Annotated in this window: 14 protein-coding genes; 3 read left to right on the top strand and 11 right to left on the bottom strand. The window is 38.8% G+C overall.

Features of this window, described 5'->3' with window-relative positions; genetic code table 11:
- Positions 1-60 precede the first annotated feature (60 nt).
- Genes D172_RS08760 through D172_RS08750 form a run of 3 tightly spaced genes read right to left on the bottom strand, consistent with a single transcriptional unit; the run spans position 61 to position 1,699 of the window.
- Positions 61-633 carry a tRNA-(ms[2]io[6]A)-hydroxylase gene (locus tag D172_RS08760; protein ID WP_007377157.1) on the bottom strand — a complete coding sequence of 191 codons (573 nt, stop codon included), beginning with the start codon at positions 631-633 and terminating at the stop codon, positions 61-63.
- A gap of 47 nt (positions 634-680) precedes the next feature.
- Positions 681-1,313, bottom strand: coding sequence for a sulfotransferase (locus tag D172_RS08755; RefSeq protein ID WP_007377158.1), 633 nt, complete (start codon positions 1,311-1,313; stop codon positions 681-683).
- A gap of 14 nt (positions 1,314-1,327) precedes the next feature.
- Positions 1,328-1,699 carry an MAPEG family protein gene (locus tag D172_RS08750; protein ID WP_007377159.1) on the bottom strand — a complete coding sequence of 124 codons (372 nt, stop codon included), beginning with the start codon at positions 1,697-1,699 and terminating at the stop codon, positions 1,328-1,330.
- Positions 1,700-1,851: 152 nt separating this feature from the next.
- On the opposite strand from D172_RS08750, the gene D172_RS08745 reads away from it, so the two are divergent.
- Positions 1,852-3,204, top strand: a complete 1,353-nt coding sequence (locus D172_RS08745; protein ID WP_007377160.1) for a DUF2254 domain-containing protein — start codon at positions 1,852-1,854, stop codon at positions 3,202-3,204.
- A 3-nt stretch (positions 3,205-3,207) separates the two neighbouring features.
- Here D172_RS08745 and D172_RS08740 read toward each other — a convergent pair whose 3' ends face one another.
- The 3 genes from D172_RS08740 to ggt form a co-directional block, all read right to left on the bottom strand.
- Positions 3,208-3,933 (bottom strand): SIMPL domain-containing protein, encoded by a 726-nt coding sequence (locus D172_RS08740; RefSeq protein ID WP_007377161.1) that lies wholly within the window; start codon positions 3,931-3,933, stop codon positions 3,208-3,210.
- A 155-nt stretch (positions 3,934-4,088) separates the two neighbouring features.
- Entirely contained in the window at positions 4,089-5,783 is a 1,695-nt protein-coding gene (locus D172_RS08735) for an NAD-dependent malic enzyme (protein ID WP_007377162.1), read from the bottom strand.
- Between the two features lie 141 nt (positions 5,784-5,924).
- Entirely contained in the window at positions 5,925-7,697 is a 1,773-nt protein-coding gene (gene ggt, locus D172_RS08730; protein ID WP_033023692.1) for a gamma-glutamyltransferase, read from the bottom strand.
- A gap of 64 nt (positions 7,698-7,761) precedes the next feature.
- Between ggt and rrtA the strand changes: the two genes are divergently transcribed.
- Positions 7,762-8,379 (top strand): rhombosortase, encoded by a 618-nt coding sequence (gene rrtA, locus D172_RS08725; RefSeq protein WP_007377164.1) that lies wholly within the window; start codon positions 7,762-7,764, stop codon positions 8,377-8,379.
- Positions 8,380-8,467: 88 nt separating this feature from the next.
- On the opposite strand, the gene D172_RS08720 is transcribed toward rrtA, so the two are convergent.
- From D172_RS08720 to D172_RS08700, 5 genes are all read right to left on the bottom strand, one after another.
- Positions 8,468-10,972, bottom strand: coding sequence for a S9 family peptidase (locus D172_RS08720; RefSeq protein ID WP_007377165.1), 2,505 nt, complete (start codon positions 10,970-10,972; stop codon positions 8,468-8,470).
- A gap of 123 nt (positions 10,973-11,095) precedes the next feature.
- Positions 11,096-12,259 (bottom strand): endonuclease/exonuclease/phosphatase family protein, encoded by a 1,164-nt coding sequence (locus D172_RS08715; protein WP_007377166.1) that lies wholly within the window; start codon positions 12,257-12,259, stop codon positions 11,096-11,098.
- 112 nt (positions 12,260-12,371) lie between these two features.
- Complete coding sequence (locus tag D172_RS08710; RefSeq protein WP_007377167.1) at positions 12,372-13,523, bottom strand: 5-(carboxyamino)imidazole ribonucleotide synthase; 1,152 nt, start codon at positions 13,521-13,523, stop codon at positions 12,372-12,374.
- Between the two features lie 2 nt (positions 13,524-13,525).
- The gene (purE, locus tag D172_RS08705; RefSeq protein ID WP_002962540.1) at positions 13,526-14,008 is read right to left on the bottom strand and encodes a 5-(carboxyamino)imidazole ribonucleotide mutase; all 483 of its coding nucleotides are present in this window, start codon (positions 14,006-14,008) and stop codon (positions 13,526-13,528) included.
- 151 nt (positions 14,009-14,159) lie between these two features.
- Entirely contained in the window at positions 14,160-15,749 is a 1,590-nt protein-coding gene (locus D172_RS08700; protein ID WP_083503352.1) for an ABC-F family ATPase, read from the bottom strand.
- A gap of 628 nt (positions 15,750-16,377) precedes the next feature.
- Between D172_RS08700 and D172_RS08695 the strand changes: the two genes are divergently transcribed.
- Positions 16,378-17,586: a porin gene (locus D172_RS08695; protein WP_007377169.1), complete on the top strand. Its 1,209-nt coding sequence runs from the start codon at positions 16,378-16,380 to the stop codon at positions 17,584-17,586.
- Positions 17,587-18,268 lie beyond the last annotated feature (682 nt).

Below are 18,268 nucleotides of genomic sequence, written 5' to 3'. Positions count from 1 at the left end.
TGTATAGGAAGTAAAACACAGACTTGATTATCTATGTTTTACAGTTTAACTAAGATAGTTTTAATGCAGTGCTGCCGTGAACGGGATGCTTTCACAGATTTTTGCTTCAGCTATAAGCAATTCTTCTAGACGTATATCCACTTCCTCTTTTTCGAAGTACTCGTAAGCAAGTTCAACAAAAAGATTTTTATGCTTTTCTTCTGATTTAGCGATAGCAACATAAAAGTCTTTTTCTTTACCCTCAGGAAGTGCTTGTGCAACTAAAGAAAAACGCTCGTGCCCTCTTGCTTCAATTACACCGCCAACCAGTAATCGGTCCATTAAAAAACCATCACGACCATGTCTAAACAGTGCACGAATTTGTTTTATATACGGATCTTTTTTGTCATCGCCTAAGTTTACATCACGCTCTAAAAGTAATTTAAGTACTTGTTTAAAATGTATTAATTCTTCTAGCGCTAAGTCGGTCATAGCTTTTACTAATTTACGTTTGTCTGGGTAATGCGAAAGCATAGACATAGCCATACCCGATGCTTTTTTTTCTGCAGCGGCGTGATCTTGTAAAAAAGTATTAAAGTCAGCAAGGACAACTTCGGTCCATTCAAATGGGGTGTGATATTTTAATTCAAACATGTTCTGTACAACTTAAATAATAATGCGGGGATTTTAACGTATTTGATTTAAAAAATCTTGTAAGGCAGTAATTTATCTATGCGCCCTTTAGCCGTAGATTCAACTTTTAACGGGTGTTTAATATCGTTCCATGCGGTGACTTTGCCGCCCATATTCATTTTTTCAAAATCAGTTTTATCACTTTTTAATGCTAAAAAGTTGCATAACTTTTTGTAGCTTTCTGGTTTTGCTATATCAATGGATAAAAAATCGTTGTCGCGGTTATTAAAGTACGTTTGAGCGTCATTAAAATGTGTTTTATAGCAGTGAGTTAAGTAACTATCGTCGCTAATATTATTAAGCGAAAGCTCACTAAATGTGTTTAAATAACAGCGTTTTATATGAATATTAAAGCCCCCGTCGCCGCGCGTTAAATTAGTGTGCATACGCGTTAAAAGCTGCTTTATTGATGCAAGCCATGCATCAAGTTCGCGCTCTAAATAAATAAACTTAGAGTCTGGGTAATGAATATCAAGCGCTTTAAAATCGTTAAATATGGGAGTGTCGGCAATTGCGCTGGCATTTTCAAAGCAAGCATTAGTATACGCGGTATGCGCTGTTGTAATGCCAAGCTCTAAAAAAGCATGGCACACACTAGTTGTGCCGGTACGTGGTAAACCTATTATAAATATTTTGCTCATTAACTTTTCTTTAATTAGCCGCGTGTTACTAGTAACACAAAGGCGCTGATAATCATGACTAAAAATGTAGTAATAGTACCAATTTGGCGATATTTAAGGCTTTTTTCTACTATACCTAAATTTTGAAACACACGCCCTACTAATAACGCACCACCTAATATATGGCAGTAATGGCTAGCAAGCCCTTGGTACTCTGCTAAAAAAAGCAAAATTAAAGCAAATGGCACGTATTCCATAAAATTTGCGTGGGCACGTACAGCACGTTGTAGCGTTGCATTACCGTTATCACCAAGTGATATCTGCTCCGCGCGGCGCACTTTTATTACGTTAAAGCTCAAATAAATGTAAAACAATGCAAGTAATGCAGCATAAGTTGAAATGATCATGGCGTTTTCCTGTTATTTTATCGCATAAGCATGCGCTTTATTATTGTGGGCGTGATAATAACATATAAATTTGAGCAGCATTATCAGAAGTTTAATAAATGCCTATGCTAAGCTAAGGGTATTAAGTAAGTAGAAAATTACATAAGGATTTTATGTTTGTACCTCGCAAAGTAGCCGACAGTTACCGTGAAATGATTAACAGTATTGGCTTTTACCCTTCTATGCTTTCAGTGGGCTTTTTAGTATTTGCCATTATAACTATGTCGGTTGAATATTTAGCACCTGTTGAGCAGCTAAAATCGTTTATATCGGTTGTACTTGTAGATAGCGCAGAAAACGCGCGGACTATTTTAAGCACTTTAGCAGGCAGCATTATTTCGCTTACCGTGTTTAGTTTTTCGATGGTAATGGTGGTTTTAAATTCGGCCAGTGCGAGTTTATCGCCCCGCGTAGTGCCAGGGCTTATTACGCGTAAATCACACCAAATGGTTTTGGGGTTTTATTTAGGCAGCATAATTTACTCAATTATTATGCTTATAAATATTAATAAGCTTGATGGTGGCAGTACGGCAATTCCTTCAATTGGTGTGTTGTTCGCACTTATTTTTGGCTTGATTTCATTAGGTTTATTTGTATTTTTTATACATTCAATCTCTCGTGCTATTCAGGTTGATAATGTGTTAAATGGCTTATTTAGCCAAACTAAAAACGAAATTAAAACAATAATACAAAGGCAATCAGATCACCCAGTTGAAGACTTTCCAGACTTTAGCAAGTGGCACTCTGTTGTCAGTAAAACGGAAGGATATTACAAAGGCGTACATACAGATAAGCTCTGCGCCATTTTGGCAGAGCAAGATATAAAGGTATATATCTCTGTTAACCAAGGTTATTTTACAGTTAAAGGTTACCCGTTTTTAAAATGTAATAAAGATATAGCAAACGATGAAGCGCTGATAAATAAAATTCTCGACTGCTTTATTTTTTATATAGAAGAATACATTAGCGATCATTACCGTTACGGTTTAACGCAAATATCAGAAATTGCGGTTAAAGCAATGAGCCCAGGCATAAACGATCCAGGTACTGCGGTTAAATCAATTGATATGCTGAGTATTTTACTTATTCAAAGGCTTTCAATTAACGATATTAACTACTCGTTTAAGCACAGTGACAATGCCCCATTGTTATACCTTCATGAAACAAGCTTTGATGAGTTATTACACGACAACTTTACACCGCTTCGTAATTACGCCAAAGGCGATGCATATGTAATGACGAACGTGCTTGAGGCGTTTAAAAACATTTTGTTTATTGCACACAAAGATACTGATGCACGAAACAGCTTGTTTAATTATTTAAATGCGATTGTTGATGACATCAATGAACATGTCACAAATGAATACGACAGGAGAGAAATAACTAATATGCTCAATGCAATTGCCCGCATTAGCGAAGAGCAAGGTGAGAAGTTGGTGGCACGTTTTGAGCACCACCAAAAATAAAGTTTAATCTATGTAGTAAACAGCGTAGCTTGAGGCTGTTACTTTAATCTCTCCAGCATGGTAGGCATCAGGTACATAATTACTTGGTGCGCTATCAGCCATCATTACTTTTTCTGCACGCATATAAGGCTGTGATTGCACATTGAGTGGACTTAGTGATGCGCTATACAAACCTTTTAAATCAACGCCATAATCTTCACTAAACTCTTTTGCTGCATCGCGTGCATCTTTTATTGCTAATTTTTGCGCTTTTTTATGTAGTTCGTTGTAGTTACTTGCTAAAAATTGCGTTTGGTTAATTTCGTTAATTCCGTTGTTAACTAAGCTTTGTAGTAACTCTGGGTATTTGTTTATATCGCTGAGTTTTACTGTTAATGTGCGAGAAACTTTGAAGCCTTTAAAGTCTTGATTACCGGTTGTGCGGTTATATTGACTATCACGGTTTATTGAAATTTGCCCAGCATTTATATCACCTTCTCTAACCCCTACTTCTTTTACGAGCTTAATTGCTTTAGCGATGGTTAAATCGGTTTTATTTTTAGCTGCAATTAAGTCCTTATCAACTTCGGTAATACCTACACTAAGCTGTACGTAATCCGGCATTGTGGTAAGAGTGGCTTCGCCCTTTACGTAAATATGAGGGGCATCGGGAGTAGCTGCAGCAAGTGCATCAAAGCTAAGTACATTTAAAGCCAGCGCGCTACCTAAAACAAGGGTAAGAGTTTTCATTAAGTCGATCCTTTAATTTTGTTAAACCCAGTAAACACCGTACGCGGTTAATTAAATATGAACAAGCACAAAAAAAACAGGCATTTGCCTGTTTTTTGTTAAGCATTGTAACTGTGCCTACAACGTTATTTATTTTTAATTATGTATAAACCTAATTAAACACTACAACGCTTATAGTTACGGTATTTTGGTAACCAGTAATTTTTGTCTATTGCGGCCCATAAAGCATCATCAGTGATCTCAAGTGCAACACCTTCTTCAATCGCTTTTTTAGCAATAGCAAATGCAATACGTTTACTTAGCGTTTCAATTTCAGTAAGCGCAGGTAACAAACTACCTTTACCTGTATTGGCACGCGGCGACGACTCTGCAAGCATTTCACTAGACACACTTAACATTGCATCCGTAATACGCGTTGCTTTAGCGGCAATAACCCCTAAGCCAATACCTGGGAATATATAACTGTTGTTACATTGTGGAATTGGGAACGTTTCGCCATTGTACTCAACGGGTGCAAATGGGCTACCGGTTGCAACAAGCGCTTTACCATCTGTCCATTTAATTACATCTTCTGGGTATGCTTCTACCTGCTTAGATGGGTTACTTAATGGGAAAATAATAGGTTGCTCACAACCTGCGTGCATTGCACGAATTACCTGCTCGGTAAATAAACCTGGTTGGCCTGAAACACCAATTAAAATATCAGGTTCTGCACAGTGCATCACATCAAGAAGTGATGCGTATTCACCGCTGTAAGTCCAATCACTTAACGAGCCTTTAGGTTGTGCAAGTGCTTGTTGGAAGTCGCGTAAGCCTTCCATACCTTCACTAAGCAAACCAAAACGGTCAACCATAAATACTTGGCTACGCGCTTGTGCTTCTGTAATGCCTTCAAAAACCATTTGGCTAATAATTTGCTCAGCAATACCACAACCAGCAGAACCAGCACCAACAAATACCACTTTTTGCTGGCTCAGTGTTGAATTTTTAACGCGACACGCAGCAAGTAAAGAACCAACCGTTACAGCCGCCGTACCTTGAATATCATCATTAAAGCTACAAATTTCATTGCGGTAGCGCTTAAGTAATGGCATTGCATTTGGCTGTGCAAAATCCTCAAACTGCAGCAATACATTTGGCCAGCGACGTTTAACCGCTTTAATGAATAAATCTAAAAACTCATCGTATTCGTCTTGAGCAATACGCTTATGGCGTGCGCCCATATACATAGGATCGTTCAAAAGCTTTTCGTTATTAGTACCTACATCAAGCATTACAGGTAATGTGTATGCTGGGCTTATACCACCACACGCTGTGTAAAGTGACAATTTACCAATTGGGATACCCATGCCACCAATACCCTGATCGCCTAGGCCTAAAATACGTTCGCCATCGGTAACAACAATAACTTTTACTTTACCTTTGGTAGCGTTGCGTAAAATGTCATCAATTTGAAAACGGTCTTCGTACGAAATAAATAAGCCACGTGCACTGCGATAAATGTCTGAAAACTTTTCACAAGCGTCGCCAACTGTAGGCGTGTAAATAATAGGCATCATCTCTTCAAGATGGTCACGCACTAAACGGTAGTACAGTGTTTCGTTGTTATCTTGGATTGCACGCAGGTAAATGTGCTTATTCAAATTTTCGGTAAAGCTAGAATACTGCTGATAACAACGCTCCACTTGCTCTTCAATTGTTTCAAAGCGTGGAGGAAGTAAACCAGCAAGATTGAAATTTTCGCGTTCTTTTTTACTAAAGGCACTGCCTTTGTTTAATAGCGGCGTTTCAATTAGGCCAGGGCCAGAATGATGAATATATAAGTAGTTAGGATCAGTATTTGTTGTCATATTTCCAAGCTTTAACGGAGTCTTAAGTTATGATCTGTCATTATCATTGTTAGAAGTTTAATTGCAATGACAATTAAGTTGGTCAGACCATTGAGAAAAACACTTGCAAGCCGCACTGCCTGCAAGTGTATTATACATAAATTAAAATTTGATAGTGACGTGATTATCAGTTAAATCAGATAATGCAACACCTTCACGGCGCGGATCGGCGCCGCCATACAATTTGTTATTTTTAATTTCAACGGCATGTAAGCCTGAGTTCAAATCGAGAACACGTACATTGTGTCCGCGTTTAGCAAGCAAAGGTGCAATAGCTTCAAGCGTTGTGCCTTTTTCAAGGCTGGTGTAATCGTTACGATTTGTTGTACGTGGTAAGTTTATAGCGTCTTGCGCTGATAAGTTCCAGTCAATAACGCCAACAACCACTTGCGCAACATAATCAATAATGCGACTACCACCAGGAGAACCCACAACTAAACGTAAGCTGCCATCTTTGTTAAATACCATTACTGGTGACATAGAGCTACGCGGGCGTTTACCAGCCTCTACACGGTTTGCTACAAGCTTGCCGTTTTTACGTGGCGAAAGCGAAAAGTCAGTTAGTTGGTTATTTAAAATAAAACCATTAACCATAACCGTAGAGCCAAACGCCATTTCAATTGAACTGGTCATCGAAACTGCATTGCCTTTACTATCTACAACAGATACGTGTGAGGTAGAAGGTAATTCGTATGAATCATCCATTGCATAACTTAAGTACCCTACAGGATTACCAGCTATGGCTTTTTGATCTGTTTCTGTAATTAATTTAGCGCGCGAGGCAATGTAATCTTTGTTTAGGAGCTCTTTTGTAGGTACTTGGGTGAAATCGGGATCGCCCATGTACATATCGCGATCGGCAAATGCTATGCGCGAAGCTTGGCTAAAGTAATGAATCGCCTTTTCGCCGTTTGGCTTAAGTGCGCTCATATCTTTATGTTCAAGTAAGCCTAGCATTTGCAGTACCGCAACACCGCCACTGCTTGGTGGAGCCATTGAACACACATTATAGGCACGGTATTGTATACATACCGCATCGCGTTCTTTGCTTTTGTAATCTGCTAAGTCTTGTACGCTTAATTTGCCTGGGGCAATTTTAGAGCGCTGTACAGCATTAACCATTTGTTTAGCGTTTTCGCCTTTGTAAAATGCATCAATGCCTTGCTTTGCAATGTCTTTGTATAAATCTGCAAGCGGTTGATTCTTTTTAATTGTGCCCGCTTCAATCAGTTTACCATTTGGGTAAAAGTATTCGTTGATTATCGGCATGCTCATTACACCGGGGTTTAACTGGCGGGCTAATAAGCCATGTAAACGCGGCGAAACTACAAAGCCTTGCTCAGCAAGTTCAATAGCGGGTTTAAAAAGTTCTTCCCATGGCAATATACCGTATTGTTTATGCGCACTTGCAAAGGCATGCAAAATACCGGGTACACCAACAGAGCGTCCGCCTACAACGGCTTCAATCCATTTAACGGCTTTACCGTGTTTATCTAAAAACAGCGTTTCATCTGCATTTGCAGGTGCGGTTTCGCGGCCATCAAAACTAGTCAATTTATTGTTAGCTTTGTTGTAATACATCATAAATGTACCACCGCCAATACCAGAGGATTGCGGTTCAACTAAAGTAAGCACTAGTTGAGTTGCTATTGCAGCGTCAACGGCACTGCCGCCTTGGGCTAAAATTTGTTGACCGGCTCTTGAAGCATACGGATTTGCCGCTGCAACCATGTACTTGTCACCTACCACAACTTGCTTGTGACTAAGGCCCGTTGCTGCTTCTGGTTCGCGAGTTTCTATCGGTTGCTGTGCAAAAGAAGGCAATGTTATTGCGCACAGTCCAATAGCAAATAATGAGTTAAGTTTAAAATGCATAAAAAGTCTAAAAACACTTAATAACGATAAGGTAATTGGCATCTTAAAGTTAAACGGGCACAATATGCAAAAATTTATACTAAAAAATTACAATAAAATGCTTAATTTACCTATTCAACCTCGTTATATATTACCGCCTATTATTCTGCTGCTTTTTAGTACCATTTTTGCTGCATTTGATTTAAATAATTTACTTGAATTTAACCGAGAGCTAATTAATCAAGGCGAACTGTGGCGAATTTTTTCTAGCCAATTTGTTCATGCTAATTGGGCTCATTTGGGATTAAATGCCAGTGGTGTTTTATTAATTTGGTTACTGCATGGCGAATACACATCACCTACTCGTTACGCCGTTAATATAAGTGCGCTGGCACTGTGGTGTGGACTTGGCGTGTATTGGTTTTGCCCAAGCATACATATTTATACCGGATTAAGTGCTCTGCTGCATGGCGTAATTATTTGGGGGGCAGTTAAAGATATAACTGTAGGGCTTAAGTCGGGGTATTTATTATTTATAGGCGTATGGATTAAAATAGCGTTTGAGCAATTTAGCGGCCCTAATGCTGATATAGGAAAGCTTATTAACTCAACTGTAGCTATTGATGCACATTTAATTGGTGTTATTGGCGGGACTCTGCTTGCCATACCACTGATTATAGAGCTCTTTAAAAAGAAAAAATAAAGTTAGATTTTGTTTAATCCAATAAAAACGCCGCATTAGTTTAGTCAACCAATGCGGCGTTTTTGTTTTTATAATTTAAGCGTAAAGATTAAAGCGTTTCTTTAAATAACTTATAAATACGGCGGTATTCGTCTAACCAACTTGAAGGCTGTACAAAACCATGTGGTTCAACAGGAAATATAGCTGTTTCAAAGTTTTGTTTTTCAAGCTCTATTAAGCGCTGTACTAAACGCACTGAGTCTTGAAAAAACACGTTATCGTCAACCATTGGTGCATTAATGAGTAAACGTTTGTTTAAACCCTCAGCGTAATAAATTGGCGAGCTGCGCTCATACGCAATCGGGTCAACATCAGGATGGTTTAATATATTAGCCGTGTAACCTGTGTTGTAATGTGCCCAATCGGTAACAGGGCGTAGTGCCGCACCTGATTGAAATAACTCAGGCGCAGTAAACAATGCCATAAAGGTCATAAAGCCGCCATAAGAGCCACCATAAGTACCGACTGCTTTGGTATCAACGTTGGCATTTTGCGCCATCCATTTAACGCCATCGGCTAAATCTTGTGTTTCAGGTGTGCCCATTTGACGATAAATCGCAGTACGCCAATCACGCCCGTAACCTTTAGATGCGCGGTAATCCATATCCATTACTATATAACCTTCATCAGCGAGCAATGAATGAAACATAAATTCACGAAAATAAACCGAAAACCCCATATGTGAGTTTTGCAAGTAACCCGCGCCGTGGTTAAAAATAACCGCTTTGCGATTTTTACCTACTTCACCTTCAACGTAATCAGCTGGGTAGTATACTTTTGCGTATATAGGTTGTTCAGTATGGCTCGATGGCACGGCAACAATTTTAGGTGCAGTTAGTTTTTTAGCTAAAAACTCATCCGACACTGTGTGCGTTAAGCGCGTTGCTTTTGCGTTGGCTTGTGCGTCTGCTACATAAAGCTCATTAGGCATCGTAATTGTAGAGTGCTTAAGGAGTAACTTGGTTTCATCAGGGCTTAACGTGTAGTCAGTCATGCCATTTAAATCAGTAACTTGCTCACTCTTACCTGTTTGTGGGTTAACACGGTAAATTTCGTACAGGCCTGGGTGTTCAACATTCGCTTTGTAATAAATTGCGCTGTCGTCGCTGGTAAGCGTTAAGTTAGAAACCTCAAATTGGCCTTGTGTAAGCGCAGTTGCACTACCATTGACTGGCTTTTTATAAAGCTGGCTGTAACCCGACTCTTCCGATAGGTAATAAAGCGTGTTTGAGTTATGTAACCAACCAAAGTCGTTAAATGCGTAAGCAATCCATGCATCGTCATGTAGGCGGTGTTGCGACACAAGTTTGTTGTTTTCAAAATCAACGTTCGCAAGCCAGCGATCTTTGTTGTCCCACGCTTCAAGCATGACAGCCACTTGTGAGCCGTCGTCGTTCCATACTATTGGGCTTTGCTCAAAACCCCAGTCCATAATAAGGTTAATGCCACGAGGCGCCTTTTTAGACTTATATGTTTTACCATCACGTGCATAATTTTCTTTTTTAACTGCGGCTAAAACATCTTCATCAAAACCCGGTAAGGTATTAAAGCTAAGTGATGTTTGCTCTTTGTTAGTTAAATTGATGTAGACAAGCTGTGAGGTTTCTTCTTTAGCATCTGCAACACGGCGGCGTGCTTTTTTAGGCTCAATAGTTGCATCATTAGTGATGTAATTTGGCATAATATCGCCATCTGCGCGCCAATCTGTTTTTTCTTTAACTACGACTAATAACGCATCACCATTTGGCGAAAGCTGTGCCTCTGCAACTTTATTACCGTTACCTAAGTAGTAAGCCGTGTTAGTAATTGAATCATTTTGTTCATTAATTTGCTCATTGCGTGCTTGCTGATCTTTTTTATTTTTTTGTTGAAGCGCCACAAATTTAATCAGTTTATGCTGCTCTTTAGCAATATACGTGCTTGGCTCTTCAATCCCTTTAGGCTTATCAGCAAGTTTTAAGTTAGCAAGTTCATTGGTTAATCCTGTTTTTAAATCAACTCTAAAAAACACATTACCTTGGCGGTAAACTAAATCACCATTGTTTAAAAATTGTGGTTTAGACTCACTTGTTGATGTCGCTGTAATTTGTTTAAGTTCACCTGTTTTTAGGTTTTTAACAAATACATTGCCTTTAAACGTGTAGGCCGCCATTGTTTTATTTTTAGAATAAACGGCTTTATTTGAACCCACAGTATGAAGTTTATTAAGTGCTACCTGCTCTGCTGTTTGGCTGTTAACAGATTGGCTAAATAAATTGCGTAATGTATTACCTTGCTCTTTTTGAGCATAAATAATAGTAGCTGAATCGCTTGCCCAATAAGCGCTCTCTGGCTGATTACCCATCCAATCGGGATCGGCCATTGCTTGTTCTAGCGTTATTTTTTGTGAGCCGATATCTGCTGGTGTGTTTACAACCGCAGCAACCTTGGTTGCTGGTAAAGCACTTTGCTGTGTTGAAGAGGTGTTAGCGGTAGCGCTACAACCTGCAAGCATGATACTTGAGGCAACGGCTAAGGCCACTAATGTTTTAGATGAAGAAAAATTAAAAATCATAGTGCTTCTATACGGTTATTATAATTAGGCCGTATTTAAGCAGAAGCACTCAAGTTATTGCAATTATTTAAGATAAATAGCCATTAAACAGGGTAAAGCTCAGTTTACTAATTGTAATAGACGTTATTCAATTACTAAATCAAGCCACACCAGTCGATGATCGCTTGATGCGTTTCTGTCTTTAATTAAACGATATTCATTACTGGTTTTAGTTGGCCAAAACACCCCACCGTCCTTAATTTTTAAGCCATAGTTTGACGGTAAAACGTAATCAACACGGGCTTGCCAATTAGCACTGTAATTTTGTGCATAAGGCACATCATACTGCTCTTTAGCACCTTCACTTTTTGGAACAAAGTGAGCATTTATTAATGGGTTTTTAAGTAATTGGTCGGTGGTATTTGTACGGGCTTTATCGCCTTCAGGGGCTGCGTTTAAATCGCCTAAAATAACAAAACGAGAGCGAGCTTTTAAACCGCCTTTTTCGCCTTTATCGTCGTAAATATACTTAGCATTTGAAACGTAATCGGCTATTAACCTTACTTCATCGTGGTTACGCTTGCCGTTTCTGTCCTCTTCACCGTCAAATACAGGCGGTGTTGGGTGAGATGCAATAACATGAATGGTTTTATCGTTTACGCTAATAGGTAAATCCCAAAACGATTTAGAGCTTAGTCTAAGTGCTTGCCATTCTTGTGCGTTATACCAGTTTTCGCCTGTTTTAGGCATTACAGGCATTTGAGCATTTGGCATGTCTTTATATTTAAAAGTTTGAAGGGTTCTTACTTTATCAAAATCGATTGGGTATTTTGACAAAATAGCCATACCATAATGCCCTTCAAAAAAGCCAAAGCCTTGTGCATCGCCCATCACGCCATTTTTTTTGCCATCATTATCTAAATCAAACTCGGTGGCTAGGCCTGTATTTACTGGGGCTATATAAGAGTAAGGATAGTTAATAGCGGCTTGTTTTTGCTGACTTACGTTTAAATAATACTGATTAAAGTATTCAATGCCTTGCTCTTTTGGGATGTAATCAAATTCGTTAAGTAAAATAATATCAGGGCGAACACGCTGAATAATTTCCGCTATGTTCTTAATTTGCTGGTGGTTTGCTTTAAGTGAGTTAACTAAGGCATCACTTTTAACTTGCTCGCCTTTAGGTGTGTGATTAGTTGCATCCATACTTACATTAAAAGTAGCAACACGAAGAGAGTCTGATGCAAATGTATTTAAGCTAAATAATGCAGTAATGGCTAGCACGCCAGATATTGTTTTTAGTTTCATTGTTTTACTTCACAAATTTAAAATTAGACTTTAACAGTATTACATATTCAAAGCCCATTTTTATGACAAAAAAATACCGGCTTAAGCCGGTATTTATATAAAGGTATGATAACTATTCACTGAGTAGTAAATTGGCAGCTGCTTTTAAAATACCAGGGTACTCTTGTTCAGGTAGGTATTCTGAAAGTTCGCCAAGCTTATCGGCGAGTTCATTTATATTTGTAGCCGATACATTTATATGGCCCATTTTACGCCCTGGCTTTGCTGTTTTTCCGTACCAATGACTTGTAACATTCGCTATATGTAAAATTTCACTCGGTATACTTGATTGTCCTAATACATTAATCATTGCTGTAACGTGTTTAAGTTCTGTATTACCAAGCGGTAAACCTGCAACAGCACGCATGTGGTTTTCAAACTGGGAGCAATGGCAACCTTGTTGCGTCCAGTGGCCAGAGTTATGTACGCGCGGTGCAATTTCGTTAACGAGTAATGTGCCTTGTACATCAAAAAACTCTATAGCCAATACGCCAACGTAGTTAAGCTCGTTTGCTATTTTTGTAAATGCATTGTTTGCTTGAGCTTCAACATTTTGATTATTTTTACCGGCAATAGAGAGCGTCAATACACCATTGGTGTGCTCGTTTTCTGTTAGCGGATAAATAGCAACATTACCGTGTTTGTCGCGCGCACCAATAATAGATACTTCACGATCAAACGGGATCATTTTTTCAGCAATTATCGTATGTGGCGCAAGCTGCGTGCCTGATGCAATAAAATCAGCCATTTGTGACCAAATTTCATCTATTTGATCATCCGATTTTAAACGCCATTGGCCTTTTCCATCGTAACCCGCTTGGCATGTTTTAATTACAAGTGGCTTACCTAGGGTTTTAACGGCAAGTTCTAAATGCGCTTTTTCAGTAATTAATTGGTACGGCGCACAAGTTACGTTTGTTTTATCAAGCAATGCTTTTTCAAGCGAGCGATCGCCACCGGTTTTAATTGCAGCTTTACCTGGGTAAAACTTATTGCTGTTACAGCAAAGTGTTAGTACGTCATCAGGAATATGCTCAAACTCGGCAGTAATGGCATCAGCGTTTGATATAGCTTGCTCAAGCGACGTGCTATAAACATCGCCTGTTAGTGGGTGCTTAATTTGCTTGCTGCCTACATCATACGCCACAACGTTTAAATTAAGCGGCGCGCCGGCAAGGCTCATCATACGTGCAAGTTGCCCTGCACCTAATATTAAAATATTCATTATTACTCTGCAGGGTTTGGATTAGCTAATATAGTGTCGGTTTGCGCTTTACGAAACGCTTCAATTTTTGCAAAAATTTCTGGATTTTGACACCCTAAAATTTGTGCAGCTAATAACCCCGCGTTTGCTGCGCCCGGCTCACCAATTGCTAGCGTACCTACTGCAACGCCTTTAGGCATTTGGCAAATAGATAAAAGTGAATCAACACCATTTAATGCTTTTGATTTTACAGGCACGCCAAGTACAGGAAGCGACGTAAAAGCAGCTGCCATACCTGGTAAATGCGCAGCGCCGCCAGCGCCAGCAATAATAACTTTAATACCACGTTCTGCGGCTGAACTTGCGTAATCAGCAAGTAATTGAGGAGTGCGGTGTGCAGACACGACTTTGGTTTCGTACTTAATGCCAAAATGCTCTAGCATAAGTGCTGCATGTTCCATGGTTGGCCAATCTGATTTAGAACCCATAATAATGCCAACAGTCATAAATACTCCTCAGTAATGTATTTTAAAAATAGCGGACTTATGTCCGGTTTTAGGCGGGTATTATACCCAAACCAAGTTTAATTGCGACTCACAAAAACAAAAAAAGCCATGTTTAAACATGGCTTTTTAGAGTTAACGGGTAAATAGCTAATTAAGCTTCTTTACTCGCTAGGTATTCTGCGTAGTTGCCTCTAAAGTCGATAACTTTACCGTCTTTAATTTCCCAAATACGGGTCGCAACCGATGATACAAACTGACGGTCGTGCGAGACAAACATCAATGTACCTTCATAAGCTTCAAGGGCTAAGTTAAGCGCTTCAATAGATTCCATATCCATGTGGTTGGTTGGCTCATCCATTAGCAATATGTTTGGTTTATGCATCATAATTTTACCAAACAACATGCGGCCTTGCTCACCACCTGAAATTACTTTAACTGATTTTTTAATATCGTTTTGAGAGAATAACATACGGCCTAAGAAGCTACGAACCACTTGCTCGTCGTCGCCTTCTTGTTGCCATTGCTCCATCCACTGAAACAAGTTCATGTCGGTTGCAAACTCATCAGCGTGATCTTGCGCGTAGTAACCAATATTCGCGTTTTCAGAAAACTTAAACTCACCAGTTTTAGGTGCTAAGCGCCCTGCTAATGTATTAAGTAATGTTGTTTTACCAACACCATTTTCACCAATAATAGCAATACGTTCGCCAACTTCTACTAAACCTTCAAGTCCAGAAAACAACGTATTGTCGTCAAAACCTTGTGTTAGGTTTGTCATTTCAAGCGCGTTTCTGAATAACTGCTTTTCTTGGTCGAAACGAATAAATGGCGTTTGACGTGAAGATGCTTTAACTTCGTCTAACTGAATTTTGTCGATACGTTTAGCGCGCGATGTTGCTTGCTTAGCTTTAGATGCGTTAGCAGAGAAGCGAGAAACAAACTGTTGAAGTTCAGCAATTTGGTTTTTCTTCTTCGCGTTTTCGCTAAGTAGCTGCTCACGTGCTTGCGTTGCTGCAAACATGTATTCGTCGTAGTTACCTGAGTAAATCCGTAGCTCACCGTAGTCAATATCGGCCATGTGAGTACACACAGAGTTTAAAAAGTGACGGTCATGCGAGATGATTATCATGGTACAGTCGCGTTGGTTTAACACGTCTTCTAACCACTTGATGGTGTAAATATCCAAGTTATTGGTAGGCTCATCAAGTAGCATTATATCTGGGTCTGAAAACAACACCTGTGCAAGTAGCACGCGAAGTTTAAAACCAGGTGCAATTTCTGACATAGGGCCAAAATGTTGGTCAGTGCCAATACCTACGCCTAACAGAAGCTCGCCTGCTTTAGATTCAGCAGAGTAACCATCCATTTCAGCAAACTCAGTTTCAAGATCGGCTACTTTCATACCGTCTTCTTCACTCATTTCTGGTAAAGAGTAAATACGGTCACGTTCTTGTTTTATTTTCCACAGCTCTTTGTGACCCATGATCACAGTATCAATTACTGAGTATTCTTCGTAGGCAAACTGGTCTTGGTTTAGTTTAGCAACACGTTCATTTGGATCAGTACTTACATTACCTGAAGACGCTTCGAGCTCACCACTTAGAATCTTCATAAATGTTGATTTACCACAACCATTTGCACCGATTAAACCGTAACGGTTACCATCGCCAAATTTTGCTGAGATATTTTCAAATAATGGTTTAGCACCAAATTGCATGGTGACATTAGCTGTACTAATAATAGCGCTACCCTCCAAAGGAGTAATGATGTATTTAAATTGCGCGCAGTTTAAACCAAAATGGCCTGTTTTTCTATGAAAGTTTAAAGGCAGACCACTACGTTTTAGCCATTTATTATGACTATCTAGTTGGTAGCTAAAATAACGGATTAGATTTAATGGTTTCGTTAATTTTTATGCAAATTAAAATCCAAAAATTATTTTTTATAAACAGGCATGAGGGGTTAGAAATAGGGATACAGATTAGAGTAAAAGCACTTTTAACGTGTTTGTGTGTTTACTTAACTCATTTTGCTGCAACCTATAAGAATAAAAAGTTATATTTATGAAAATAAAGCGATTTTAGAGCTTTTGCACTAGTTACTATTTTTTAACCAAGATGAAATTAATTCAAATTATAATTTTAACACACCACTTATTACCAATCCTTTTTCCCTACAAAACAACTAAAAAAACAAACCTCAGCAACACTTGAAAAACAAAATTAACCTTTAGTGAATATCTATTAAGTTTAACGCTTAATTTTAGTGAGTATTTTTCACTTTTGAGCTGTTTATTGCTTTGTTAACCTTTGAATCTGAATTTTTACCTACGTAAAAAACTGACCAATTTACACAGGGCAACACACAAGATGAGCAAAAAATTAGCAACACTTATTAGCGCAAGTATTGTAATCGCACCCGCTGTTTCGGCAGTAGAGTTATACAAAGATGATAAAAACACTGTTGAAGTAGGTGGATATCTTGATGTACGTGTAATTAATACACAAAACGAAACCGAAGTTGTTAACGGTACTTCGCGCATCAACTTTGGATTTACCCGAAAGCTTAAGAAAGACTGGACTGCCCTTGCACTCGTAGAATGGGGTGTAAACCCTGTCGGCAGCAGCGATATTATTTATAACAATCGTTTTGAGTCTATTCAGGACGAGTTTTTGTATAACCGTTTAGGTTACGCAGGCCTTTCGCACGAAAAGTACGGGCAACTAACTATTGGTAAACAATGGGGTGCATGGTACGACGTGGTTTACGGCACAAATAATAGCTTTGTATGGGATGGTAATGCGGCTGGTGTTTACACCTATAACAAAGACGATGGCGCTGTTAATGGCACTGGCCGTGGAGATAAATTAGTGCAGTACCGCAATCGCTATAACGATTTCAGTTTTGCAGTACAAGCGCAGCTTAAAAACAGCGAATTCTATACCTGTGACATAACCGACATTTCAGAAGAAGAATGTGAAGCGCTATGGAACTCTGGCGATAGTGCAGCCCAAGAAGTTGAATTTAATTACACATTTGGTGCGTCTGTAACTTATACCCCAACTGACATGCTAACACTTACAGCAGGTGTTAACCGTGGTGAGTTTGATTTAACGTTTGGCGATGGTTCTACTCGCAATGTTGAAGATTTAATTTATGGTGCAGGTATTATGTGGGGCAACATTAATAAGCCCGGCCTATACGTTGCTGCGAACGTAAATAAAAACAAAAATCACGACACAGATAACATTGGTCGCTTAATTAAAGACGTAATCGGTATAGAAACATTTGCATCTTACCGCTTTGATAACGATTTTCGCCCTTTTATTGCCTACAACATGTTTGATGCCGGTGATGATTACGTAATTCAGCCAAACTTTAACGCCGACCCAGACGATGTATTTAAGCGTCAGTTTGCTGTTATTGGCCTTCACTACTTAATTGATGAAGACACTATTGCCTACGTAGAAGCGCGTAAAGACTTTAGCGACTTTGAAAGCGATAACGACGATCAACAAGCACAAATGGAGCAGTCGGAAGATGACGGTATAGCATTTGGATTTAGATATAAGTTTTAAAAAAGACTACAACTTCCCTAAGCACAACCCTTTTAGCCCTTTTAACTTTTTTAACTGGGCTTTTTTTATTTTTCTATACTTTTTTGAATGCTTGGCTTAGCGTTTAAGACTATTTTAACAAATGCATTAACAGCCGCATTGGTATCTGCTTTTTTAACTTGTAATAGCACCAATCACGATGCCCCTATTTTTTACGTTTACCGTTTTGCTGCTCATTACAATGAGCGAGGAAAACTTTAATTAATCACTCATAGTTCACACTCGGCATTTATATTTTTAGTGGATGTAGTTATCGCAGGCTTTATTATTTTGACTACCTCTTTGATTACTTTTTTTTAATTTGACTCTATTGCTAAGTTTAGCATTATAACAATATTTAGTATGATGTGTTCTTTTGCTGTAAAGCCACCAGCCAATTTATGTTAAGTTGATTTAAGCGTAGAAACTATATTGAAATTGCAAAGTACTTACACTGCTTATTGCTGATCACAAATACGTAAGGCTGATTAAAAGCAGTAACAAATAGATGTGTATATGCTCATAGGTACTGACTGCATTCTAACTCAACAGTCATGTACTGTATATAAACACAGTTCGCGTATTTCCTGACAAAAATAATTTAAATTAGCTTAATTTTGTAAGTCGTTGATAATACCAAACTAAGTAAAGTACTATAAAGCTA

It is taken from the genome of Pseudoalteromonas sp. Bsw20308 (assembly GCF_000310105.2).
GTDB classification, from domain to species: Bacteria; Pseudomonadota; Gammaproteobacteria; order Enterobacterales; family Alteromonadaceae; genus Pseudoalteromonas; species Pseudoalteromonas fuliginea.
This window is presented reverse-complemented; position numbering and strand designations above follow the sequence as displayed.

Bases quoted from the DNA above. Each gene is read 5' to 3' on its own strand.
- D172_RS08760 (WP_007377157.1), bottom strand. From the start codon at position 633: ATGTTTGAATTAAAATATCACACCCCATTTGAATGGACCGAAGTTGTC.
- D172_RS08720 (WP_007377165.1), bottom strand. From the start codon at position 10,972: ATGATTTTTAATTTTTCTTCATCTAAAACATTAGTGGCCTTAGCCGTT.
- D172_RS08755 (WP_007377158.1), bottom strand. From the start codon at position 1,313: ATGAGCAAAATATTTATAATAGGTTTACCACGTACCGGCACAACTAGT.
- D172_RS08735 (WP_007377162.1), bottom strand. From the start codon at position 5,783: ATGACAACAAATACTGATCCTAACTACTTATATATTCATCATTCTGGC.
- rrtA (WP_007377164.1), top strand. From the start codon at position 7,762: ATGCAAAAATTTATACTAAAAAATTACAATAAAATGCTTAATTTACCT.
- purE (WP_002962540.1), bottom strand. From the start codon at position 14,008: ATGACTGTTGGCATTATTATGGGTTCTAAATCAGATTGGCCAACCATG.
- D172_RS08715 (WP_007377166.1), bottom strand. From the start codon at position 12,259: ATGAAACTAAAAACAATATCTGGCGTGCTAGCCATTACTGCATTATTT.
- D172_RS08745 (WP_007377160.1), top strand. From the start codon at position 1,852: ATGTTTGTACCTCGCAAAGTAGCCGACAGTTACCGTGAAATGATTAAC.
- D172_RS08710 (WP_007377167.1), bottom strand. From the start codon at position 13,523: ATGAATATTTTAATATTAGGTGCAGGGCAACTTGCACGTATGATGAGC.
- D172_RS08695 (WP_007377169.1), top strand. From the start codon at position 16,378: ATGAGCAAAAAATTAGCAACACTTATTAGCGCAAGTATTGTAATCGCA.
- D172_RS08740 (WP_007377161.1), bottom strand. From the start codon at position 3,933: ATGAAAACTCTTACCCTTGTTTTAGGTAGCGCGCTGGCTTTAAATGTA.
- ggt (WP_033023692.1), bottom strand. From the start codon at position 7,697: ATGCATTTTAAACTTAACTCATTATTTGCTATTGGACTGTGCGCAATA.
- D172_RS08750 (WP_007377159.1), bottom strand. From the start codon at position 1,699: ATGATCATTTCAACTTATGCTGCATTACTTGCATTGTTTTACATTTAT.